The 22409-nt window shown below is 71.6% G+C and carries 15 protein-coding genes, 1 tRNA gene and 5 pseudogenes; 11 read left to right on the top strand and 10 right to left on the bottom strand.

The window, feature by feature from the left end:
• Positions 1-46: 46 nt before the first annotated feature.
• Entirely contained in the window at positions 47-1297 is a 1251-nt protein-coding gene (locus BM536_RS14910) for a low temperature requirement protein A (RefSeq protein ID WP_073495989.1), read from the bottom strand.
• 202 nt (positions 1298-1499) lie between these two features.
• Here BM536_RS14910 and BM536_RS14905 point away from each other — a divergent pair, with 202 nt between their 5' ends.
• Complete coding sequence (locus BM536_RS14905) at positions 1500-1682, top strand: hypothetical protein (RefSeq protein WP_073495991.1); 183 nt, start codon at positions 1500-1502, stop codon at positions 1680-1682.
• A gap of 88 nt (positions 1683-1770) precedes the next feature.
• On the opposite strand, the gene mscL is transcribed toward BM536_RS14905, so the two are convergent.
• The 6 genes and pseudogenes from mscL to BM536_RS14875 all read right to left on the bottom strand — a co-directional run bounded on the left by mscL (position 1771) and on the right by BM536_RS14875 (position 7819).
• Positions 1771-2235 (bottom strand): large conductance mechanosensitive channel protein MscL, encoded by a 465-nt coding sequence (mscL, locus tag BM536_RS14900; protein ID WP_073496005.1) that lies wholly within the window; start codon positions 2233-2235, stop codon positions 1771-1773.
• Positions 2236-2373: 138 nt separating this feature from the next.
• The gene (locus BM536_RS14895) at positions 2374-3033 is read right to left on the bottom strand and encodes an RcpC/CpaB family pilus assembly protein (protein ID WP_094103129.1); all 660 of its coding nucleotides are present in this window, start codon (positions 3031-3033) and stop codon (positions 2374-2376) included.
• A gap of 164 nt (positions 3034-3197) precedes the next feature.
• Complete coding sequence (locus tag BM536_RS14890; protein WP_073496007.1) at positions 3198-4031, bottom strand: S-methyl-5'-thioadenosine phosphorylase; 834 nt, start codon at positions 4029-4031, stop codon at positions 3198-3200.
• A 139-nt stretch (positions 4032-4170) separates the two neighbouring features.
• On the bottom strand, positions 4171-4485 hold the full coding sequence (locus BM536_RS14885; protein ID WP_073495993.1) for an FmdB family zinc ribbon protein: 315 nt from the start codon (positions 4483-4485) through the stop codon (positions 4171-4173).
• A 67-nt stretch (positions 4486-4552) separates the two neighbouring features.
• Positions 4553-5845 carry an MFS transporter gene (locus tag BM536_RS14880; RefSeq protein WP_073495995.1) on the bottom strand — a complete coding sequence of 431 codons (1293 nt, stop codon included), beginning with the start codon at positions 5843-5845 and terminating at the stop codon, positions 4553-4555.
• Between the two features lie 472 nt (positions 5846-6317).
• Positions 6318-7819, bottom strand: a pseudogene (locus BM536_RS14875) (potassium/proton antiporter).
• A 268-nt stretch (positions 7820-8087) separates the two neighbouring features.
• Between BM536_RS14875 and BM536_RS14870 the strand changes: the two are divergent.
• Positions 8088-10925, top strand: a complete 2838-nt coding sequence (locus BM536_RS14870) for a penicillin acylase family protein (RefSeq protein ID WP_073495999.1) — start codon at positions 8088-8090, stop codon at positions 10923-10925.
• 120 nt (positions 10926-11045) lie between these two features.
• On the opposite strand, the gene BM536_RS14865 is transcribed toward BM536_RS14870, so the two are convergent.
• A complete protein-coding gene (locus BM536_RS14865) occupies positions 11046-11663 on the bottom strand; it encodes a 5-formyltetrahydrofolate cyclo-ligase (RefSeq protein WP_094103021.1) in 618 nt (205 codons plus the stop codon).
• 93 nt (positions 11664-11756) lie between these two features.
• On the opposite strand from BM536_RS14865, the pseudogene galU reads away from it, so the two are divergent.
• The 7 genes and pseudogenes from galU (at position 11757) to BM536_RS14830 (ending at position 17571) form a co-directional block, all read left to right on the top strand.
• Positions 11757-12667: pseudogene (gene galU, locus BM536_RS14860) on the top strand (UTP--glucose-1-phosphate uridylyltransferase GalU).
• Positions 12664-13986 (top strand): molybdotransferase-like divisome protein Glp, encoded by a 1323-nt coding sequence (gene glp / locus BM536_RS14855; RefSeq protein ID WP_073496002.1) that lies wholly within the window; start codon positions 12664-12666, stop codon positions 13984-13986. The pseudogene galU and the gene glp overlap by 4 nt, the downstream one beginning before the upstream one ends.
• Positions 13987-14093: 107 nt before the next feature.
• Positions 14094-14605, top strand: a pseudogene (moaC, locus tag BM536_RS14850) (cyclic pyranopterin monophosphate synthase MoaC).
• Positions 14602-15117, top strand: a complete 516-nt coding sequence (locus tag BM536_RS14845; protein WP_094103020.1) for a MogA/MoaB family molybdenum cofactor biosynthesis protein — start codon at positions 14602-14604, stop codon at positions 15115-15117. Before moaC ends, BM536_RS14845 begins: the two are co-directional and overlap by 4 nt.
• Positions 15114-15782: a GNAT family N-acetyltransferase gene (locus BM536_RS14840; RefSeq protein ID WP_073496004.1), complete on the top strand. Its 669-nt coding sequence runs from the start codon at positions 15114-15116 to the stop codon at positions 15780-15782. The genes BM536_RS14845 and BM536_RS14840 overlap by 4 nt, the downstream gene beginning before the upstream one ends.
• Positions 15783-15953: 171 nt before the next feature.
• Positions 15954-17383 (top strand): annotated as a pseudogene (sepX, locus tag BM536_RS14835) (divisome protein SepX/GlpR).
• Positions 17384-17497: 114 nt separating this feature from the next.
• Positions 17498-17571 (top strand) — tRNA-Ala (locus BM536_RS14830).
• A 112-nt stretch (positions 17572-17683) separates the two neighbouring features.
• Here the strand turns inward: BM536_RS14830 and sbnB are convergent.
• Positions 17684-18715 carry a 2,3-diaminopropionate biosynthesis protein SbnB gene (gene sbnB, locus BM536_RS14825; RefSeq protein WP_073496010.1) on the bottom strand — a complete coding sequence of 344 codons (1032 nt, stop codon included), beginning with the start codon at positions 18713-18715 and terminating at the stop codon, positions 17684-17686.
• Positions 18716-18831: 116 nt separating this feature from the next.
• On the opposite strand from sbnB, the pseudogene metK reads away from it, so the two are divergent.
• Positions 18832-20022: pseudogene (gene metK / locus BM536_RS14820) on the top strand (methionine adenosyltransferase); the annotation flags it as partial.
• 14 nt (positions 20023-20036) lie between these two features.
• The gene (locus BM536_RS14815) at positions 20037-20267 is read left to right on the top strand and encodes an acyl-CoA carboxylase subunit epsilon (RefSeq protein ID WP_073496872.1); all 231 of its coding nucleotides are present in this window, start codon (positions 20037-20039) and stop codon (positions 20265-20267) included.
• 89 nt (positions 20268-20356) lie between these two features.
• On the opposite strand, the gene BM536_RS14810 is transcribed toward BM536_RS14815, so the two are convergent.
• Entirely contained in the window at positions 20357-22372 is a 2016-nt protein-coding gene (locus BM536_RS14810; RefSeq protein WP_094103017.1) for a serine hydrolase domain-containing protein, read from the bottom strand.
• Positions 22373-22409 lie beyond the last annotated feature (37 nt).

Here is a 22409-nt window from a genome sequence, read left to right as displayed (position 1 = left end):
TCCGTCATACGGCCGCCCTCACACCGCCTCCGTCGCACGGCCGCCCTCACACCGCCTCCGTCGCACCGTGCTGCGACTTCTTCCGCGCGACCATGCGTGCCGTCAGCGTCGTCCCGGTGGCCACTGCCAGCGCCGACACCAGGCCCGCCGCGAGGACCGCCCAGTCACCGAGGAAGGTGCAGCAGATCACCAGCAGGGCGGTGACCGGAAGCACGGACTGCTGGGCGAGGCCCACCTTGAAGTGGCGGGAGTGCAGCGCCCAGACGGTCAGTAGATACAGCGCCGTCGGCAGTGTCACCGCCGCCGAAGCGGTGAGCGTCGTCAGGTGCGCCTTGCCGACCGCCTGCTCGACGGCCACCTCCAGGCCCGCGCCGATCGCGGCGGCCGAGGCGAAGACGACGTAGTGGCCGTAGCCCCACTGGAAGGCCTCCTTGCTGGAGCGCAGCCGGCCGTGGATGGGCACCACGAAGTAGATCCACCACGCGGAGAAGATGATCAGCAGCCCGCCCGCGGCGATCGGGAGCAGTTCGTCGAGCGCGTCGTTCTCGTCGATGCCGACCTTCACGGCGATCGTGGCCGCGGCGATCGTCTCGCCGAGCACGATGATCGTGAACAGGCCGTAACGCTCGGCGATGTGGTGCGGGTGCCAGGAGGTCGGGTGGTCCTTCTCCGCGAGGACGGGAACGCACATCTCCAGCAGCGCCATCACCAGGAACAGCCAGGGCTTGCCTCCATCGGGCACGAACAGCAGCCCCAGCCAGCCGACCTGGCAGAGCGCCACGCCACCGGCGTACCGCAGCGCCATCGTTCTCTCCGGGCCCTCGCTCGACCTCGCGACGCGCAGCCACTGCGCGGTCATGGCGAGCCGCATGATCACGTAGCCCAGCACGACGGCCAGGAAGTCGTGGTCCTCGAACGCCCGCGACACCCCGGCGGCGAGGACCAGGACCCCGGCGATCTGTATGAGGGTGACGACCCGGTAGAGGACGTCGTCGTTGTCGTACGCCGAGGCGAACCAGGTGAAGTTCATCCAGGCCCACCAGATGGCGAAGAAGACCATCGCGTAGTCGAGGATTCCCTCCCCCGCGTGGGACTCCGCCACGGCGTGCACCAGCTGCATGCCCGCCTGGGCGATGGCCACGACGAAACACAGGTCGAAGAACAGCTCCAGCGGGGAGGCGGCACGGTGGGCCTCACCCCGTCCGCGCGCGGTGAGCCTGCGCAGCGGCTGGGCGTGCGTCGGTGCGCCCGGGGAGGGAGAGGCGGAGGAAGGCGGCGGAGGGGGACTGGTCGTCATGGGTCCCAGCACAGCAGATAACCCTGGGAAACTCTTGCCGAGGAGCGCATGGGCGGGTGACAGGGCGGGGCGCGCGCGAAGGGGCACCTCAGGAGGGCGCCGACGGGTCCGGGAGGTCGGGGTCCGGTCGGCGGTCGAGGGGCGCCCAGGCCGGTGCCCCGGCTCGCCCCGTCGCCCGCACCCGGGGCCGTACGCTGGAGGCATGAGCACCCCCGCCGCCCCCGAGCCGCGCGAGCCGAAGGCCGCGCTGATCTTCGACGACCCGCTGGACCGGCAGTCCTCGGACGACACGGACCACGGGTGGGGCGAGCGGCCAGGAGCCGGCGGCGACAGCGCGGCCGACCTCAAGCGCTTCCTCGACGAGAAGCCGCCCCACCACATCTGAACCCGGCGGACCCGGCGGACGACCGCCGACAGGGCCCCGCACAGGACGGCCACCACGACAACGGCCACCGCTGCCGCTACTGCTGTCGCTACCGCTCGCCGTGCCCGGAGCCGCGCTGGGCGACCAGGGCGTCGCGGATCTCCTTGAGCACCTCCAGCTCGGTGATCTCCAGGACCTCCTGCGTGCCCTCCTTGGCCTTCCTGCGGGCCTCCATCTTCGCCAGGTACTTCGACATCGGCAGGACCATCAGGAAGTAGACGACGGCCGCCGTGATCACGAAGGTCAGCGTCGCGCCGAGCACGGAGCCCCACAGGATCCGGACACCCGTGGCGGCGTCGCCCGAACCGGTGCAGGGTCCCTTGATGCAGGAGTGGTAACTGTCCAGGTTCTTCGTCCCGATGGCCCCGATCAGCGGATTGATGACCCCTTTGACCACCGAGTTGACGATGTTGGTGAAGGCCGCGCCGATCACCACCGCGACTGCCAGATCGACGACGTTCCCGCGCATCAGGAAGGCTTTGAAGCCTTGCAGGACGCTCGCCTTTTCGCTCACCTCGGTGACACTCCTCACATGTACAGGTTGTGGAACAAACAGCTCCGCAACCTACGTCACCCCGAGGCGGGCGTGTCCAATTCGGTAGCTCGAAAGGGGGGCTTGGCGCCAAAGCGGACAGAGGGTGCGCGACGGGACTCACCACTGGGTCACCGCCAGCCGGGCCGTGGCGCTCGCGCCCGCGAGGCGGGTCGCGGTGGACCGGGGCACGGACAGCACGACCAACGCGCCGCCGTCTCCGCTGTCCACATCGCCCCAGGCAGTGCCCTCTTCGCCCTCTTCGCCGACGCCGACCGGGCCGGCCGCCGTCTCCGGCACCTTCGTCACGAGGGCACCGCGAGCGACCACCTGGGCCGCGCCGTCCGGTCCCGCGGCCCGCTCGGCGGGAGCGACGGCGATGACGTCGACCCGGTCACCGGGGCGCAGCAGCCGGACGGTCGCGGCGTCGGTGATCCGCACCGCCGCCCTCACCCGCCCGGCGGTGCGAGGACCGTCGGCGGGGGCGCGCGCCGATGACCGCGCGCGGGCATGCGGGCCCTCGCCCGGTTGTCCGCGAGGCGGATCCCCGTCCCGCGGACCCGCCGCCACGAGCGCGGCCGCCGTGAGCGCGAGACCCACCGCGAGAGCCCGCCTCCGGTTCCGCACCAGCCGGTGCAGCAGGCGCGGCCCGCCCCGGACGCGTACCGGAGCGAACTGCGGGACCTCGCAGGAGGGAGGGACGGGGAGAGGCGGAGACACGGGAAGAGAGAGAAGGGCCGGGAAGGCGGGGGCGAGGGGAGAGGAGGGACGAAAGGACAACGGGATCACCACCAGCGACGAGGACGGGCCTGCCCATCCACGATGAGCCCTCGCGCCGCCGCCCGCCGGAACCGGTGGACCACCGCCGGATTGTGGACAACTCCCTCACCCGAGCGATGATTTCCGTTCAACGATGTCTTCCGTCTTCGGTGTCCCGCCTGCGCCTACGGCAGGTCGAACCCCGGGTTCAGCCCACCCAGCGCGTTCACGCACAGACAGTCCCGCTCCCCCGTCGTCGGAAGCGCGGACACCGCGTCGAACAGGACACCACGCATCCGGTCCACGTTCGCCGCGAACACCCGCAGCACCTCCTCGTGGGAGACGCCCTCACCGGTCTCGGCACCCGCGTCCAGGTCGGTGACCAGGGCCAACGACGTGTAACACAGTTCGAGTTCACGGGCGAGGGCCGCCTCGGGATGGCCCGTCATGCCCACCACCGACCAGCCCTGTGCCTGGTGCCACAACGATTCGGCACGGGTGGAGAACCGCGGCCCCTCGATCACGACGAGCGTCCCGCCGTCCACCGGCTCCCACTCCCGCCCGCGCGCTGCCTTCAGCGCGACCGAGCGTCCGCTGGGGCAGTAGGGGTCGGCCAGGGACACGTGCACCACGTTGGGCACCGAGCCGTCCGGCAGCGGCAGCCCGTCGAAGTACGTCCCCGGCCGCGACTTCGTCCGGTCGACCAGCTGATCCGGCACCAGAAGCGTGCCCGGGCCGTGCTCGGGACGAAGACCGCCCACCGCGCACGGGCCGAGCACCTGGCGCACGCCGACCGAGCGCAGCGCCCAGAGGTTGGCCCGGTAGTTGATCCGGTGGGGCGGCAGATGGTGGCCGCGACCGTGCCGGGGCAGGAAGGCGACCCGCCGGCCGCCGATGTCACCGAGGAAGAGGGAGTCGCTGGGCGACCCGTACGGGGTGTCCACCTGGATCTCGGTCACGTCGTCCAGGAACGAGTAGAAGCCCGAGCCGCCGATTACACCGATCTCTGCGTTCGCCATGACCAGCACAGTAGCGGGCGCCGCTCACGCACCCGATCCGGCTCCGGGATTTCGGCGGCTCCCGGACTGCCCACCGGCGCCGGAGAAACACCGAGGACCCCACCGTCGTACGACGGCGGGGGTCCCGGAGGGAAGCCTGCTAGGCGGCGGAGCTGCCCGCGGAGGTTCCGGAGCTGGACGGCTTCGAGTCCGAGGCGGACGACGAAGACGACGAAGGCGTGCCCGAGGCCGCCGGCGACTTCGACGGCGACGTGGCCGGCGAGCTGCTCGTCGAGGAGCCGCGGCTGTCGTTCCGGTAGAAGCCGGAACCCTTGAAGACGATGCCGACGGCGGAGAACACCTTCTTGAGGCGGCCACCGCAGTTGGGGCACTCGGTGAGCGCATCGTCGGTGAACTTCTGCACCGCCTCGAGGCCCTCGCCGCACTCGGTGCACTGGTACTGGTAGGTCGGCACTGTCTTCCTCCTGGCACTCTCACTCAATGAGTGCTAACGACGGTCCATACTGACGCATTCCCCGGGATCAGTCCACTGCGACCGGCAAGCGGTGACCGACGCCACGTGCGACAGTACGGCCCCGAGGCCGCGCCACCAGCCGCGAACGCAGCGCCAGCAGGGTCCCCAGGGCCAGGACCGTACCGGCCAGCGGCACCAGGAAACCGGCGCCGTCCCAGAAGCGGTCCTCCAGCTGACCGGCGGCGGTGACCGCCGCCGCCTGGCCGAGCGCCACGGCGCCGGTGAGCCAGGTGAACGCCTCGGTGCGCGCGCCCGCCGGGACCAGGCCCTCGACCAGCGTGTAGCCGGTGATCAGCGCGGGCGCGATGCACATGCCGACCAGCAGGCCGAGGCCCGCCAGCAGCAGCACGGAGTGGGCCGCCCACAGGCCGGACGCCGTCAGGGCCAGTGCCGCGTACCCGACGACCAGCCGCTGCTGGGGCGCCGACTTCCAGGCGACGGCGCCGCAGACCAGGCCGGAGAGCATGTTGCCGGCGGCGAAGGTGCCGTACAGGACGCCGTTCAGACCGGGCTCGCCGATCGACTCGGTGAACGCGGCCAGCGAGACCTGCATACCGCCGAAGACCGAACCAATGCCGAGGAAGGCCACGATCAGCACGCGCACACCGGGGATGCCCAGGGCGGAGGCGTGCTCCACGCGCGCGTGCCCGTCGACGGCGACCGAGGGCTGGGTGCCCTTCTGCGCGGCGAACAGCAGACCGCCGATCAGGGTCAGCGAGGCCTCCGTCACCAGGCCGGCGGCCGGGTTCACGGCGGTGCACAGGGCGGTCGCCAGCAACGGGCCGACCACGAAGGTCAGCTCGTCCGTGACGGATTCGAAGGCGGCCGCCGTGGTCATCAGGGGCGAGCCCTTCAGCCTCACGCCCCAGCGGGCCCGCACCATCGGGCCGACCTGCGGGACCGAGGCGCCGGTGGGCACGGCCGCCACGAACAGCGCCCACAGCGGGGCGTGGCCCAGCGCGAGCGCCGTCAGGACCAGCCCGGAGAGCGAGTGCACCAGGACGCCGGGGACCAGTACCGCGCGCTGGCCGTAGCGGTCGGCGAGACGGCCGGTGTACGGCGCGCACAGCGCCATGGAGACGCCGGTGACGGCCGCGACGGCGCCCGCGACGCCGTAGGAGCCGGTGGTGTGCTGCACGAGCAGCACGATGGAGATGGTGAGCATGGCGAACGGCTGGCGCGCGGCGAAGCCGGGCAGCAGGAACGTCCAGGCGCCGCGGGTGCGCAGCAGCTGTCCGTACCCCGGGCGGGGCGACGCCGGCGAGTCCTTCGACGGCTCGGAGGTGACCGTGGATGCCACGGCCCGTGCCTTTCTGCCGCCTGGTAGCGCGGCCCCTCGTGTGTACGGGCGGCGCCGAGAGCTGTCCTCTTGCGCGCACTGCGGTAGATACCGGTGCCCACACGGGAGGTGTTCCGGCCGCCATACGGTCGCGCCAGCTCTGCGTCAGGCAGAGTTGGTTCGATCAAGGTGTGCCTTCATCGTACAGGGACCACCGCACGCCGTACCTGTGAAAGTGAGCACCATGGACGGGGCCGCCTCCGAATGACGCAGGTGTGAACACCGCGAAACGTGCGCTTAACGCGTGCACTCGACGCGTGCACTCGACGCGCGCACTCGACGCGCGCACTCGACGCGTGTGCTCGACGCGTGTGCTCGACGCGTGTGCTCATCACGCGCACTCGACGCGTGTGCTCATCACGCGCACTCTCACGCGCACTCTTCACACGCACTCTTCGCGCGCCCTCGACCCCTGCGTTGTTCGCGCGCACCATCAACGCGTGTCCGCGCCGTCCGTGCCCAGCCAGTCGGCCAGCTTGCCGCCGTGCCCGACGGCGCGCAGCCGCCGCTCGGCCGCGTCCCGGACGGGGTCGGTGGCGACGACGAGGAGTTCGTCGCCGCGCCGCAGCACCGTCGTCGGCAGCGGCACGAAGGAGGTGCCCTCGCGCACGACGAGGGTGACGGCGGCCCCGGCGGGCAGCCGCAGCTCGTTGACCTCGACGCCGTGCATCTTGGAGCCCTCGGGGATGCCCACCGACAGCAGATGCCCGCGCAGCCGCTCCAGCGGCGCCGACTCGATGCCGAGGTCGTCGGCCTCGGCGTCCTTGCCGAGGCGCAGCTTGCGGGCCAGCCAGGGCAGCGTCGGCCCCTGGATCAGGGTGTAGACGACGACCAGGACGAAGACGATGTTGAAGATCCGGCGGCTGCCCTCGATGCCGCTCACCATGGGGATCGTCGCCAGGATGATGGGGACCGCGCCGCGCAGGCCGGCCCAGGACATGAGCGTCTGCTCCTGCCACGGCACCCGGAACGGGGTCAGGCAGAGCACGACGCTCAGCGGGCGCGCCACCATGGTCAGCACCAGGCCGATGATGAGCGCCGGCAGCACGTCGTCGCCCAGTTCGTGCGGGGTCACCAGCAGGCCGAGCAGGACGAACATGCCGATCTGGGCGATCCAGCCGAGTCCGTCGGCGAAGCCGCGGGTGGCGGGCCAGTGCGGGAGTTTGGCGTTGCCCATGACCATGGACGCGAGGTACACGGCGAGGAAGCCGCTGCCGTGTGCCAGCGCGCCCGCCGCGTACGCCGTGACCGCGATCGCCATGACGGCGATCGGGTAGAGGCCGGAGGCGGGCAGGGCCACGTGCCGCAGCCCCCACGCGCCCAGCAGGCCGACCGCGATGCCGATGGCGGCCCCGATGACCAGTTCCAGCGCTATCTCGCCCAGCAGCACGTACCAGTGCTCGACGGGCCGACGGTGGAGAAGGAGACGACCAGGATGACGACCGGGGCGTCGTTGAAGCCGGACTCCGCCTCGAGGGTGCCCGTCACGCGGGAGGGGAGCGGGATCTTGCGCAGGACGGAGAAGACCGCCGCCGCGTCCGTGGACGACACCACCGCGCCGATGATGAGCGCCTGCCGCCATTCCAGCCCGACCAGGAGGTGGGCGGCCGTGGCGGTGACGCCGACGCTCACGGCGACCCCGACCAGCGCCAGCACCGAGGAGGCGGGCAGGGCGGGTCTGATCTCCTTCCACTTCGTGCCGAGGCCGCCCTCGGCCAGGATCACGACCAGGGCCGCGTACCCGATGACCTGGGTCATTTCGGCGTTGTCGAAGTGGATGTTGCCGATGCCGTCCTGGCCCATGAGGACGCCGATGCCCAGATAGACGAGCAGGCTGGGGAGCCCGCTGCGCGAGGAGATCCGGACTGCTGCGACGGCGACGAGCAGGACGAGCGAGCAGACGAGCAGGAGCTGGTTGAGGTGGTGGACAGTCAGCGGCGGTTCCCTTCGCTGGCGTGCGTGACTCGCACGCGGGGCGCATGTACATCGGACACGAAGCTGTGGCGCCCCGACCCAATTACTTCGTTACCTTACCTAACTCTTGACGATTTCTTGACGCTCGCCGGTGGAAGATCGAACATCCCTACGCGCTGGTTGCCGACTCCGCGTCAAGTGGCCCGGACCCCTGCGCCTATGGTTGCTCCAGCGTTCATTCATAGTCATAGCCCGACCTGCCGCTCGCGTTAGGACAGCAAGGACAGCGATGCCCCCCAACACCACCGCCTCAACGGGCGACAAGCCCGCCAAGTCCGGCAGGAAGAAGGGGCGCAAAGCCCGACTTTTCGTGCTCGTCCTGGTGCTGGCCATCATCGGAGGCATCGCGTACGGCGGCTACTGGTCCATCAGTACCGTCCGCGCCTCCTTCCCGCAGACCAAGGGTTCGATCACGCTCGACGGCCTGTCCGGGCCGGTGGACGTGCAGCGGGACGGCTACGGCATCCCGCAGATCTACGCCTCCTCCGACGAGGACCTGTTCATGGCGCAGGGCTTCGTCCAGGCGCAGGACCGGTTCTACGAGATGGACGTGCGCCGTCACATGACGTCCGGGCGCCTGTCGGAGATGTTCGGCAAGAGCCAGGTCGACAACGACGAGTTCCTGCGCACCCTCGGCTGGGACCGCGTCGCCGAGGAGGAGTACGACAAGGAACTGTCGTCCTCCACGAAGAAGTACCTCCAGGCGTACGCCAAGGGCGTCAACGCCTACCTCCAGGGCAAGGACGGCGAGGACATCTCGCTGGAGTACGCGGCCCTCGGGTTCACCAACGACTACCGGCCCGCCGAGTGGACGCCCGTCGACTCGGTCTCCTGGCTGAAGGCGATGGCCTGGGACCTGCGCGGCAACATGCAGGACGAGATCGACCGCGCCCTGCTGACCAGCCGCCTCGGCCCGCACCAGATCGCCGACCTGTACCCGCAGTACCCGTACGACCGCAACAAGCCGATCGTCTTGGAGGGTCAGTACGACGAGCTGACCGAGACGTTCGAGCAGGGCGGTTCCGACGGTTCCAGCGGCTCCGGCGACGCGTCCGAGAGTGACTCCTCGGACGGCTCCTCGACGGACGGCTCGTCCTCGGACGGCTCCTCCACGGACGGTACGACGGGCGGTTCGGGCACCTCCTCCGACACGTCCGGTTCGGCCCTGGAGAGCCAGCTCGCGGGCCTCTACGACGTCCTGGACGACCTGCCCGCGGCGGTCGGCGTGAACGGCAACGGCATCGGCTCGAACTCCTGGGTCGTCGGCGGCGAGCACACCATCACCGGCAAGCCGCTGCTGGCCAACGACCCGCACCTGTCGGCCTCGCTGCCGTCCGTCTGGTACCAGATGGGCCTGCACTGCCGCAAGGTCTCCGCGAAGTGCCAGTACGACGTCTCCGGCTACACCTTCGCGGGCATGCCCGGCGTGATCATCGGCCACAACGCGGACATCTCCTGGGGCATGACCAACTCCGGCGTCGACGTCACGGACCTCTACCTGGAGAAGCTCTCCGGCGACGGCTACCTCTACGACGGCAAGGTCAAGCCCTTCGTCACGCGCGAGGAGACCATCAAGGTCGCGGGCGGCACGGCGAAGAAGATCGTCGTCCGCCAGACCGAGGACGGGATGCCCCTGCTGTCCGACCGCGACGACGAACTGGTCAAGGTCGGCAAGAAGGCCACCGTCGACGACGACGCCCCCGACCGCGGGGACGGCTACGCGGTCGCCCTGAAGTGGACCGCGCTGGAGCCCGGCAACTCCATGGACGCCGTGTTCGCCATGGACCGGGCGGCCGACTGGGACGACTTCCGCAAGGCGGCCGAGGACTTCGACGTGCCCTCGCAGAACCTGGTCTACGCCGACACCGAGAACCACATCGGCTACCAGCTGCCCGGCAAGATCCCCACGCGCGCGAAGGGCCTCGACGGCAGGGTCCCGACCCTGGGCTGGGAGTCGAAGAACAAGTGGACCGGTTTCATCGACTTCGACGAGCTGCCCTACGAGTACGACCCGGAGCGCGGCTACATCGTCACCGCCAACCAGGCCGTGGTCGACCCGGACGAGTACCCCTACACGCTCACCACGGACTGGGGCTACGGCACCCGCAGCCAGCGGATCACCGACCTGATCAAGGGGAAGATCAAGGGCGGCGGCAAGGTCTCCACCGACGACATGCGCCAGATGCAGCTGGACAACAGCAGTGAGATCGCCAACATGCTGGTGCCCACGCTGCTGAAGATCAACCTGGACGACCCGGACGTCCGTGAGGCGCAGGAACTGCTCCAGGGCTGGGACCGCACCCAGGACGCCGACTCGGCCGCGGCCGCCTACTTCAACGCGGTCTGGCGCAACATCCTCAAGCTGGCCTTCGGCCACAAACTGCCCAAGGAACTGCGGGTCGAGGGCCAGTGCCTGTGGGTCGACCCGATCGACACCACGGGTCCGGTCGACGACAAGAACAAGGTCCGCGAATGCGGTCAGCGCGACGGCGACCAGGCGCAGCCGGACGGCGGCGACCGCTGGTTCGAGGTCGTGCGCAACCTCATGGAGAAGCAGGACAGCGACTGGTGGACGACGCCCGAGGCGGGCACCCGCCCCGGCGCCGACAAGGACCGCGACCGGCTGTTCGAGCGCGCCATGATCGACGCCCGCTGGGAGCTGACCGCCAAGCTCGGCAAGGACATCGACACCTGGAGCTGGGGCCGGCTGCACCGCCTGTTCCTGAAGAACCAGACCCTGGGCACGAGCGGCCCCGGCATCCTCCAGAACATCCTCAACCGCGGCCCGTGGAAGCTCGGGGGCGGCGAGGCGGCGGTCAACGCGACCGGCTGGAACGCCGCGGGCGGCTACGACGTCGTGTGGGTGCCGTCGATGCGCATGGTGGTCAACCTCGACGATCTCGACAAGTCGAAGTGGATCAACCTCACCGGCGCCTCCGGGCACGCCTTCAGCGCCCACTACACCGACCAGACGGACAAGTGGGTCAAGGGCGAGCTGCTCGACTGGTCGTTCAACAAGAAGGCGGTCGACGACAGCACGAGCGACACCCTGGTGCTGAAACCGTGAACGGCTGAACACCGCAGCCGCACAGCCGCACAGCCGCTCAGCTGAACAGTTCGAAGGGGCCCTCCACGCGCGCGTGGAGGGCCCCTTCCGTCCCCTGTCGCCCTTGCGGCCGCCCTGCCGTCAGGCGGTGAAGCGGCGCACGCCCGACGGCGTGACGACGGCGTGCACCGGCCGGTCGTGCGGCTCCTCGGGGACGTGTCCGACGACCTCGCCGTCGTACAGCAGCACCACCAGCGAGGGATGCGCGCCCGCGCGTTCCAGCCGCGCCAGCACCCGGTCGTACGATCCGCCGCCGCGGCCGAGGCGCATGCCGCGCGCGTCGACGGCGAGGCCCGGCAGCAGCACCACGTCGGCGTCCGTCACGGCGTCCGGCCCCAGCCGCTCGCCCGCGGGCTCGAACAGGGCCATTTTCCCGCCATGTTGGACGCGCGCGAGTGAGCCCTCGCCGGCGTACGCGCCCCAGTCGAGGTCGTTGTCCGGCAGCAGCGCGGGGAGCAGGACGCGCACGCCCCGCGCCAGCAGCGCGTCCAGCAGCGCGAGCGTGCCCGGCTCGCTGCCGACGGAGACGTACGCCGCCACGGTCCGGGCGCGCGCCAACTCCGGGAGTCCCAGGGCGCGCTCGGCGAGCGAGGTGGCGGCTTCTCGCAGGTCATCCGTCGTCAACCTGTTCCTCACCGTGATGAACTCTCGCCGCAACATACGTTTGTCAGACTCTGCTCCGCCTTCGGTGTGGCTCATGTGTGGCTCCCACGCGATTCCCATACGCTCATATGATCATTAATTAACCGGAGCTACAGATTCCTCACAAAGCCACCGGATAAGGTTCCCGACATGACTCAGTCGCACCCCAGGATCAGCAAGGCTGTCATCCCCGCAGCCGGCCTCGGCACCCGGTTCCTGCCGGCGACCAAGGCCACTCCCAAGGAGATGCTGCCGGTCGTGGACAAGCCCGCGATCCAGTACGTGGTCGAGGAGGCCGTCTCCGCCGGTCTCGACGACGTCCTCATGATCACCGGACGCAACAAGCGCCCGCTCGAGGACCACTTCGACCGCAACTACGAACTGGAGTCGGCACTTCAGAAGAAGGGCGACGCAGCCCGCCTGGAGAAGGTCCAGCAGTCCAGCGATCTGGCGACCATGCACTACGTGCGACAGGGCGACCCCAAGGGACTCGGACACGCGGTGCTGTGCGCGGCCCCCCACGTCGGGCAGGAGCCCTTCGCCGTCCTGCTCGGCGACGACCTGATCGACCCCCGCGACCCGCTGCTCCAGCGGATGATCGAGGTCCGGGAGCAGCACGGCGGCAGCGTCGTCGCGCTCATGGAGGTCGCCCCCGCGCAGATCCACCTCTACGGCTGCGCGGCCGTGGAGAGCACGACGACGGCGACGTCGTCAAGGTGACCGGCCTGGTGGAGAAGCCGGACCCGGCGGACGCCCCGTCCAACTACGCGATCATCGGGCGCTACGTCCTCGACCCCGGCATCTTCGACATACTGCGCCGGACCGAGCCCGGCCGCGGCGGCGAGATCCAGCTCACCGATGCCCTCCAGCAGCTCGCGCAGGACGAGAAGGCCGGCGGCCCCGTGCACGGCGTCGTCTTCAAGGGCCGCCGCTATGACACAGGCGACCGCGGCGACTATCTGCGTGCCATTGTCAGACTCGCGTGCGAACGTGAAGACCTGGGACCGGACTTCCGGTCCTGGCTTCGCCGTTACGTCACCGAGGAGATGCAACAGTCTTGAGCACCGCCGCGCCCCGCACCACCGGCCAGGACCGTCTGTGGTCGGTGGACGAGCACCTGGAGGACATCCTCGCCGCCGTCCGCCCCCTGGAACCCATCGAGCTGCAACTGCCCGATGCCCAGGGCTGCGTCCTGGTCGAGGACGTCATGGTGCCGGTCTCGCTGCCGCCCTTCGACAACAGCTCGATGGACGGGTACGCGGTACGGGTCGCGGATGTCGCGGGCGCGAGCGAGGAGTACCCGGCCGCCCTGGAGGTCGTCGGGGACGTCGCCGCGGGTCAGGCGGACCTCCTGCACGTCGGGCCGGGCCAGGCCGCCCGGATCATGACCGGGGCCCCGCTGCCGCCCGGCGCCGAGGCCGTCGTGCCCGTGGAGTGGACGGACGGGGGCCTCGGCGAGGGCCCGGTCCACGGGATGCGCGCCCGCAGCCTCGCCCCCGAACAGTCCTCGGGCCAGGTCCGCGTGTACCGCTCCGCCGACGCGCGCGCGCACGTGCGCGCGAAGGGCAGCGACGTGCGGGCCGGCGACCGCGCCCTGGAGGCCGGCACCGTCCTCGGCCCACCGCAGATCGCCCTGCTCGCCGCCATCGGACGCGGCACCGCGCGCGTACGCCCGCGCCCGCGCGTGGTCGTCCTGTCCACGGGCAGCGAACTCGTCCAGCCCGGCGAGGAACTGCGCAGCGGCCAGATCTACGACTCCAACAGCTTCGCCCTCACCGCCGCCGCCCGCGACGCCGGAGCCATCGCCTACCGGGTCGGCGCGGTCGCCGACGACGCCGAGACCCTCCGGTCCACCATCGACGACCAGCTGGTCCGCGCGGACCTCGTGGTCACCACCGGCGGCGTGAGCGTCGGGGCGTACGACGTCGTCAAGGAAGCGCTGTCGCACGTCGGGGACGAGGACGAGCCGGGCAGCGGCATCGACTTCCGCAAGCTCGCCATGCAGCCCGGCAAGCCCCAGGGCTTCGGCTCCATCGGCCCCGACCACACCCCGCTGCTCGCCCTGCCCGGCAACCCGGTGTCGTCGTACGTCTCCTTCGAGCTGTTCGTGCGGCCCGCGATCCGCGCCCTCATGGGGCTCGAGGACGTCCACCGGCCCACCACGCGCGCGAAGCTCGTCACGGACAAGGCGCTGACCTCGCCGCGGGGACGCAGGCAGTTCCTGCGCGCGACCTGCGCCGAGGGCACCGTGCGCCCGGTCGGCGGGGCCGGCTCGCACCTGGTCGCGGCCCTCGCGCACGCCGACTCGCTGATCGTCGTCCCCGAGGACGTGGAGTCCGTCGAGCCGGGGACCGAGGTCGAGGTCGTGCTGCTCGGCTGACCGCACACGCGTGCGCGGTCCGCAAGCCGGTCCTGGTCCGCAGCGGGCCCGCGCATGGGGGTACCGTGTCGCGCACAACACGCCCGGACCGGGAGCGCCACACCACCATGACTGTGCCTTCCCGGGGGAAGACCCCCGGACCCCCTGTGCAGGACCGACTGACGCACATCGACGAGGCCGGCGCCGCCCGCATGGTCGACGTGTCCGGCAAGGACGTGACGGCGCGGACGGCGCGGGCCAGCGGGCGGGTCCTCGTCTCGCCCCGTGTGGTCGAGCTGCTGCGCGGCGAGGGGGTCCCCAAGGGGGACGCGCTGGCCACCGCCCGGATCGCGGGCATCATGGGCGCCAAGCGCACGCCCGATCTCATCCCGCTGTGTCACCCCCTGGCGGTCTCCGGTGTGAAACTGGACCTGTCGGTCGCGGACGACGCCGTGGAGATCACCGCCACGGTGCGGACGACGGATCGCACGGGCGTCGAGATGGAGGCCCTCACCGCGGTCTCCGTCGCCGCGCTCACCGTGATCGACATGGTCAAGGCGGTCGACAAGGGAGCGGTCATCACGACGTCCGGGTCGAGGAGAAGACGGGCGGCAAGTCGGGCGACTGGAGCCGGACGTGAGCGCCGGTCCGTACCGCGCGCTGGTCGTGACGGCCTCCAACCGGGCCTCGGCCGGGGTCTACGAGGACCGGGGCGGTCCGCTGATCGTCGACGGCCTCACGGGCTTCGGCTTCACCGTCGACGGTCCGCGGGTCGTGCCGGACGGAGACCCGGTGGAGGCCGCCCTGCGCGCCGCCGTGGCGGCCGGGTACGACGTGGTCGTCACCACCGGAGGCACCGGCATCTCGCCCACCGACCGCACACCCGAGGCGACCCGCGCGGTGATCGACCACGAGGTGCCCGGCATCGCGGAGGCCATCAGGGCGTACGGCCGCGACAAGGTGCCGACGGCGGTGCTCTCGCGGGGCGTGGCCGGAGTGGCGCGGCGCACGTTGATCATCAACCTGCCCGGTTCCACCGGCGGGGTCAGGGACGGGCTGGCCGTCCTGGAGCCCCTGCTGGCGCACGCCGTGGACCAGCTCCGCGGTGGTGACCACACCAGACCCGGTGCCAGTCATGGGGGTGCGAGCTGAACAGCCCGTCATGGCCCGTCGAACTGACGGAGGGCGACATCGTCCTGCGGCCGATAAAGCTGCGCGACCAGCGGGCCTGGCGCGAGGTCAACCGGCGCAACCGGGACTGGCTGCGCCCCTGGGAGGCGACCATCCCGCCGCCCGCGCCCAGCGGACCGATCACGCACCGGCCGACGTACCGGCAGATGGTCCGCCATCTGCGGTCCGAGGCGAACGCGGGCCGGATGCTGCCGTTCGTCATCGAGTACCAGGGGCGCCTGGTCGGGCAGTTGACGGTCGCCGGGATCACCTGGGGGTCCATGTGCTCGGGGCACGTCGGCTACTGGGTGGACGAGTCGGTGGCCGGCCGCGGGGTGATGCCGACGGCCTTGGCGATGGTCACGGACCACTGTTTCCGTGCGGTCGGACTGCACCGCATCGAGGTCTGCATTCGGCCCGAGAACGGGCCCAGCCGCCGGGTCGTGGAGAAACTCGGATTCCGTGAGGAGGGGCTGCGGCCGCGTTATCTCCACATCGACGGAGCCTGGCGCGACCATCTCGTGTTCGCGCTCACGGCCGAGGAGGTGCCGGAGGGCCTGCTGAGCCGCTGGCGGCGCAACCGTCCCCGGAGTGCGCCCCGTGACCCGCAGAACACCCGCGGGAATCCCGCAACGCCCGGAAATTGAATAAGTGTTCGAAACTGATCGAGTGATGACCGTCCGAGGCGTTGAATTCACCGCTCCAGCGGCCTGTTGATCGGATCGATCACAAAAAAAGCTCGAAATATCAGCCGGATCGTGCGACACACCGGCTCAATTGGCGGATGGCGTCACGCAAACCCCTCTACCGTGTGAGGCGTGAGCAGCAGCGGCCTCATCTACGCAGTCATCGTCGGGGCCTGGGCCGCCTACTTGGTGCCGATGTGGCTCCGTAGGCAGGACGAGCTGAACGAGGCCCGTCCGACCGAGCGCTTCAGCACCGCCATCCGGCTTCTGTCCGGACGGGCGGGTATGGAGCGCCGGTACGCCAAGGACCTGCGGGCGCGCTCCGCCGAGGAGGGGGAGGAGCCCGACGCCGACGTGCCGGACGGCGCCACCGACTCGGTGGACGTCCGGGCCTTCGCCATGCCTCCGGCCCGTCCGCAGGTCAGGGCGCCGGTCCAGGAACGCGAGCAAGCCCGCCCGGAGCCGACCCGCGAACAGGTCGCCCAGGCGGCCCGCGATGCCCAGGCGGCCCTGGACGCCCGCGATGCCCGGGACGCCTGTGAATCCCGCGAGCAGTCCGCCAGGGCGGCAGCCCGCGAGCAGGCGACCAGGGCAGAGCAGGCGACCAGGGCGGAGCAGGAGTCCAGGGCTGAGCAGGCGTCCCGGGCTGAGCAGGAGTCCGACGCCGTACCGGCGTATCAGCGTGTGCCGGACGCGCGGCGCGCGCCCTCCGCGCCGGCGGCCTCCGCCGCCGCTTCCGCGCAGGCGCAGGCGGCCGCCGCGCGCGCCCGGCGCATGAAGGTCCTCGCGCGCCGCAGGCGGACCACCGTCGTCCTCTTCCTCGCCTTCACCCTGGGCGCGATCGTCGCGGCGTCGGCGGACTCGCGTTCCTGTGGGCGCCCGGCGTGCCCGCGGTCCTGCTCAGCGGATACATCGCCTACCTGCGCTCCCAGGAGCGCCGCCGCTTCGCCTACCAGATGGACCGCCGGCAGGCCGAGGTCGCGGCCCAGCGGCTGCGCGAGCGGCAGCCGCGCCGGCGGGCGTCCGCCCCGGCCGCACACGCCTCCGCTTCCGTCGACCCCGGCCTCGACGCCGGCGCAGAGGAGCCGCACCAGGGTCCCGAGGCCGAGACCGACCCGGGCCTGGTGGCGCTCGCCGCGGACCGCAGGGCGCTCGTCGAGCAGACCGACCACGCCGAGTGGGTCGACCAGCAGCGCGAACGCCAGCGGCGGCCGGGCCACGGGGACAGCTGGGACCCGGTGCCGGTGCCACTGCCGACGTACGTGACCGCGCCGGTCGCGCCGCGGGCCACCTCCGACGTGGACCTCGGGGCGCCGGACACCTGGAGCTCCGCCCGCTCCAGCTCGGTCGCGCCGGAGCAGGAAGCGGCGGACGCGGCACCCGACCACGACGCCGGGGACGACGCGGAGGACGCGCCGGACGGGGACCCGGGACGGGCGGAGGGCGGCGAGCGCAGCGACGCGCGGCGCGCGGCGTCGGCCCGGCGCTCCCGCGAGCGGGGCCGCACGCCGCTGTTCGACCAGTACGAGGACGGTGACCGGCCGCGGGCGGCCAACGAGTGAGCGCCGACGAGTGAGCGACGGTGTCAGCGCGACGCGGTATTCACGGTGGTCGGGGGCTCGGGGAACGGATTTCCAAGCACCCCGAGGGGGATGCTAGAGTTTCACTCGTTGCAAGGGCCTGTGGCGCAGTCTGGTAGCGCACCTCGTTCGCATCGAGGGGGTCTGGGGTTCAAATCCCCACAGGTCCACGCAGCATAGGGGCCCGTTCCTGACACAGGAACGGGCCCCTTGCCATGTGCTGGTGTGACGCGCGGAGCCCCCTGCCGGTGAGGTCGGCGGGGGCTCCGGCGTGTGCGGGGGTCAGCCGTGCCGGGGCGGGTGGGTCGGCCAGCGGGTCGTCTCGCCGAAGAAGCCGTCGATGGCGATGGCCTCGCCGGCGGCGCGGGCCTCCCGGTAGACGTGCAGGCCCACCGCGAGGTCGAGGACGCCGAGGCCGAACGGGGAGAAGACGACCGGCTTGTCGGTGCCGGTGCTCACCTGGCCGCGGATGTGCTGGGCGAGGGTGCCGGTGATGAAGTCGCGGTGCCCGTACTTCTGTTCCGCGAGGTGCGGCGAGGTGTTGGCCTTCAGGCAGTGGTCGATGTCGTCGACGACGTTGTAGGCGTCGTTGATCAGCTCCGGGCCGATGTCCCTGAGGGAGATGTTCAGGACGACCTGGCCGGGGGCGAAGGCGCCCGCGTCCAGTACGTACGGCTCCGACGCCGTCGTCGCGAAGACCACGATGTCGGCCTTGAGCAGGGCGACTTCGAGGCTCGCGGTGGTCGACGTGCGGTAGCCGAGGTGGTCGTCGGAGTGGGCGGCGAGGGCCTCGGCGTACTCGGGGACCTTGTCGTGGACGGTGACTCCGCCGAACTGCCAGCCCTGCGCGGCGAAGAACTCCAGGATGTTGCGGGCGATGATGCCGCCGCCGATCACCGACAGATGCCCGGCGGTACGGGAGCCGGACAGTTGCTCGGCGGCCAGGACCGCGGAGGCGGCCGTACGGGCGGCGCTGATCTGGGAGGCCTCCAGGAGGGCGAACGGGTAGCCGGTGGCGTAGTCGTTCAGGAGGAGGGCGGCGCTGGCGCGGGGGATGCCGTCGGCGATGTTCTGGGGGAACGAGCCGATCCACTTGATGCCGGCCACGTCGTGCTCGCCGCCCAGGTAGGCGGGGAGCGCGATGATGCGGGCGTCCGGCTTGTCGGGGAAGCGCAGGAAGTAGCTGTCGGGGTTGACCGAGTCGCCGTCGTCGTGGGCCAGGTACGTGGAGCGCACCTCGCGCACGATCTCGGGACGGGAGCGGGCGATGACCTCACGGGCCGTGGTGCCGCCGACCACGCTGAACTCGAACACGGGGGGTGCCTTCCGTCAGGGTGCGGGGGGTGGGGGTCATGGCCTGCCGCCGCGCGTGCGGGGGGCCGTCCCTCCACCACCCACCACATCCACCCAGAGCACCCAACCCATGACCGAGACACCTCTTCACCTCCGAATCCGTCACCGAGGGGCATCCTGACAAGATCGCCGATCGGGTCAGTGATGCCGTTCTTGATGCTCATCTCGCGCAGGACCCGTACGCGCGGGTCGCTGTGGAGACGCTCATCACCACCGGGCAGGTGCATCTCGCGGGGGAGGTTTCCTCCACCGCCTGTTTCGATGTGGCCTCGCTGGTGCGGCGGCAGATCCTCGACATCGGGTACGACCACTCCGTCAAGGGGTTCGACGGGGCCACCTGCGGGGTCTCCGTGTCCCTGGGGCAGCAGTCGCCGGACATCGCGCGGGGCGTGGACGCCGACACCGCGGCCGGTGACCCGCTGGACGCGCAGGGGGCCGGGGACCAGGGGCTGATGTTCGGGTACGCCTGCCGGGACACCCCGGAGCTGATGCCGTTGCCGGTGTCGCTCGCGCACCGGCTCGCGCAGCGGCTGACGGCCGTGCGGAAGGACGGCACCGTCCCCTACCTGCGGCCGGACGGGAAGACGCAGGTCACCGTCGAGTACCAGGGGAGCCGGCCGGTCCGGCTGGACACGGTCGTCGTGTCCGCGCAGCACGCCGCCGACGTCGACCTGGAGACCTTCCTCGCCCCCGACATCCGGATGCACGTCATCGAGCCCGAGCTGGCCGCCCTGCGCGAGCGTGGCATCGACCTCGACACCGAGGACTTCCGGGTCCTGGTCAACCCGACCGGCCGGTTCGAGATCGGCGGGCCGACCGGGGACGCCGGCCTGACCGGGCGGAAGATCATCGTCGACACCTACGGGGGCATGGCCCGGCACGGCGGCGGCGCCTTCTCCGGCAAGGACCCCTCCAAGGTGGACCGTTCGGCGGCGTACGCGATGCGCTGGGTCGCGAAGAACGTCGTCGCCTCTGGTCTCGCCGACCGCTGCGAACTCCAGGTCGCCTACGCGATCGGCAAGGCCGAGCCGGTCGGTCTGTTCGTCGAGACGTTCGGCACCGCCCGGGTCGCCGTCGACCGCATCAAGGACGCCGTCGCCGAGGTCTTCGACCTGCGCCCGGCGGCGATCGTCCGCGACCTCGACCTGCTGCGCCCGATCTACGCGCGGACCGCCGCGTACGGCCACTTCGGGCGCGAGCTGCCCGACTTCACGTGGGAGCGCACCGACCGCGCCGACAAGCTCCGCGCCGCCGCGGGCCTGGGCTGACGGGAGAGCCGAGCATGTACACCGACCCGCCCGCGCTCCCGCTGCCCGCGGGGCTCCCCGCGCCCACCTTCGAGGTCACCGCCGGCGAACCCGACATGACCGAGCTGGCCGCCCTCACCCTCGTCCTGTACGCCTTCACCCAGTCCCGCCCCGAGTCGACGGAGGCCGCCCGTTCGGTGGCTGAGTGGTGGCGCCGGCGCCCGGGCGAGTACGGGACCGCGGGTTCCTGGCGGGACCGGGGATGACCGTCTCTCCCCGCCGTCACGCGGTGAGCCCGCCGCCGTCCGGGTCCGTCCCGGGCGGCGGCGGGCTCCTTGTGCGGGGCCGGGCCGGGTTACGGCAGGAGCCCGTAGGCCGCGCCCAGGCCGACCACGACCGTCGCCGCGAGGGCGTGGCAGGTGTAGGTGACCCGACCGGCCACCGGCCACCAGCCCCGGCGCCAGGCCACGACCGTGCAGATCAGCAGCAGGGCGGTGGTGGCGGCCGCTGCCGCGACCAGGTGGGGGATGAGGGTCAGCAGGGGCGAGTCGCCGACGAGGACGGTCCGGTTGAGGGCGTTGCCGTCGCCGGTGAGCCGGATGAAGCACACGGTGGCCGTGGCCAGGGTCGCGCCGGTGAGCCAGGCCAGCGTCCAGGCGAGCCGGCCGCCGGGCGCCTTGGCCTTCCGGCGTCGTACGTACGCCACCGGCGGGAGGAGCAGGAGGGCGGCGCCGAGCACCGCGAGGCCGCCCAGCAGGGCCTGCTGGTGCAGGGCCGGCGACTGGTACCAGGGCAGCTTCTCGAAGACCTGCGTCGGGTCGGAGGCGAGGGCCAGCCGGCCGTCGCGGAAGGCGATCCGGTCCTGCCCGGCGCGCTCCTGGAAGACGCCCGGCGCGACCGGCACCCAGTGCTGCTCGCCGACCCGCGGGTCCCGGGCCAGCCCGGTCGTGGTGAGCGCGCCGTCGGCACCGGCGGTGACGTGCACGGAGGTGGTGAGCGCCGCGACCCGGGTCAGGTCGGAGGCGCTGGTGCGGGTGGTGCGGTAGTAGCCGGAGTAGGGGGAGGACGGGGCCTCGTCCCGCTGGGCGAGCCGGGCGGAGGCTCCGGCAGAGGGCCTGCCGGCGGGCTCGCCCCGCTCGGTGGCGGCGGACGGGGTGGCCGCGGCGCCCTTGCCGCCGTCGCCGAGCCGGTCCGCCACCCGGTTCACCAGTTCCTGGCCGGCGTAGGAGGCGCTGCCGTCGACGCCGTCGCCGTTGTAGACGACGTACACGCCGATTCCGGACGCGGGGAGCAGGGCCAGGTTGCCGTGGAAGCCGGGCAGGTCGCCGTCCTTCACCCACATGCGCTCCCCGGCCCGCCGGCGCTCCTCCAGCAGGTAGCCGATGCCGGGCAGCCGGGGGTCGTTGGCGAACTGGCGGTGCAGCATGGCGCGGGTGGAGGCGGGGGTGAGGACCGGGCCGCCGTCGTCGAGCAGGGCGCTCATCAGGCGGCCCATGTCGGCGGCGGTGGTGACCGCGCCGGCGCCGGTCGGCGTCCAGGCGCCGTACTGGCCGTCCTCGGCGCGCTGCCGGCCGCCGTCGGGCCGGTAGCCGAGGGCGAGGGCGTCGGTGGTGCGGGCGTCGGGCGGCGCGAAGGTGGTGCGGGTCATGCCGAGGGGGTTCAGGATGGCGCGGTCGACGTAGGTGGCGAAGGGGGTGTCGGTGACCTGTTCGACCAGGTGACCGGCGAGCGCGACACCGTAGTTGTCGTAGCTCGCCACCTCGCCGGGCGGCCGTACCCGCTTCGGCTGGTGCTTGTCCAGGCTCTCGCCGAGCGCGCCCGCGGGCTCGGGCGAGGTGCCGCCGCGGCCGAGGATGCTGGTGTCGAATCCGGCGGTGTGCGTAAGGAGATGACGGACCGTCACCGGCCGACCGGGGTAGCTGTTCTCGACCTTGAAGGCGGTCAGGTACCGGTTGACGTCGGCGTCCAGGCGCAACCTGCCCTTCTCCACCTGCTGGAGCACGGCGACCGCCGTGAACAGCTTGGCGTCGGAGGCCATGAAGTAGCCGGTGCGCCGCGGGTCGCTGCGCACCTTCCGCTCCACGTCGGCCAGGCCGTATCCCTTGGTCAGCGTCCGGCCGTCGCGGTCCACCACGACGACGGAGGCGCCGGGGACGCGGTAGTCGGCCAGCTGCTTCGGCACCAGTTCGTCCAGCAGCGCGGACAGGCTCCCGCCCTGCCGCGCGGACGCCGTGGTGGCGGCACTCGCGGCGTCGATGCCGGCACCGGGGCCCTTACGGACGCCGTCCGCGGCGGCGGCCGGGGTCACCACGCACAGGACGGCGGTCACCACGGCCGCCACCAGGATGAGGATTCGCTCTCGGCTCGTCATGCCTTCGATTCCACCCGCCGCGGCCGTCGCGTCCCAT

It is taken from the genome of Streptomyces phaeoluteigriseus, assembly GCF_001896135.2.
Lineage (GTDB): Bacteria > Actinomycetota > Actinomycetes > Streptomycetales > Streptomycetaceae > Streptomyces > Streptomyces phaeoluteigriseus.
This window is presented reverse-complemented; position numbering and strand designations above follow the sequence as displayed.

Coding starts and splice junctions, on each gene's coding strand:
- BM536_RS14910 (WP_073495989.1), bottom strand. CDS start 1,297: ATGACGACCAGTCCCCCTCCGCCGCCTTCCTCCGCCTCTCCCTCCCCG.
- BM536_RS14905 (WP_073495991.1), top strand. CDS start 1,500: ATGAGCACCCCCGCCGCCCCCGAGCCGCGCGAGCCGAAGGCCGCGCTG.
- BM536_RS14890 (WP_073496007.1), bottom strand. CDS start 4,031: ATGGCGAACGCAGAGATCGGTGTAATCGGCGGCTCGGGCTTCTACTCG.
- BM536_RS14870 (WP_073495999.1), top strand. CDS start 8,088: ATGCCCCCCAACACCACCGCCTCAACGGGCGACAAGCCCGCCAAGTCC.
- BM536_RS14865 (WP_094103021.1), bottom strand. CDS start 11,663: ATGAGCCACACCGAAGGCGGAGCAGAGTCTGACAAACGTATGTTGCGG.
- BM536_RS14815 (WP_073496872.1), top strand. CDS start 20,037: ATGTACACCGACCCGCCCGCGCTCCCGCTGCCCGCGGGGCTCCCCGCG.
- BM536_RS14810 (WP_094103017.1), bottom strand. CDS start 22,372: ATGACGAGCCGAGAGCGAATCCTCATCCTGGTGGCGGCCGTGGTGACC.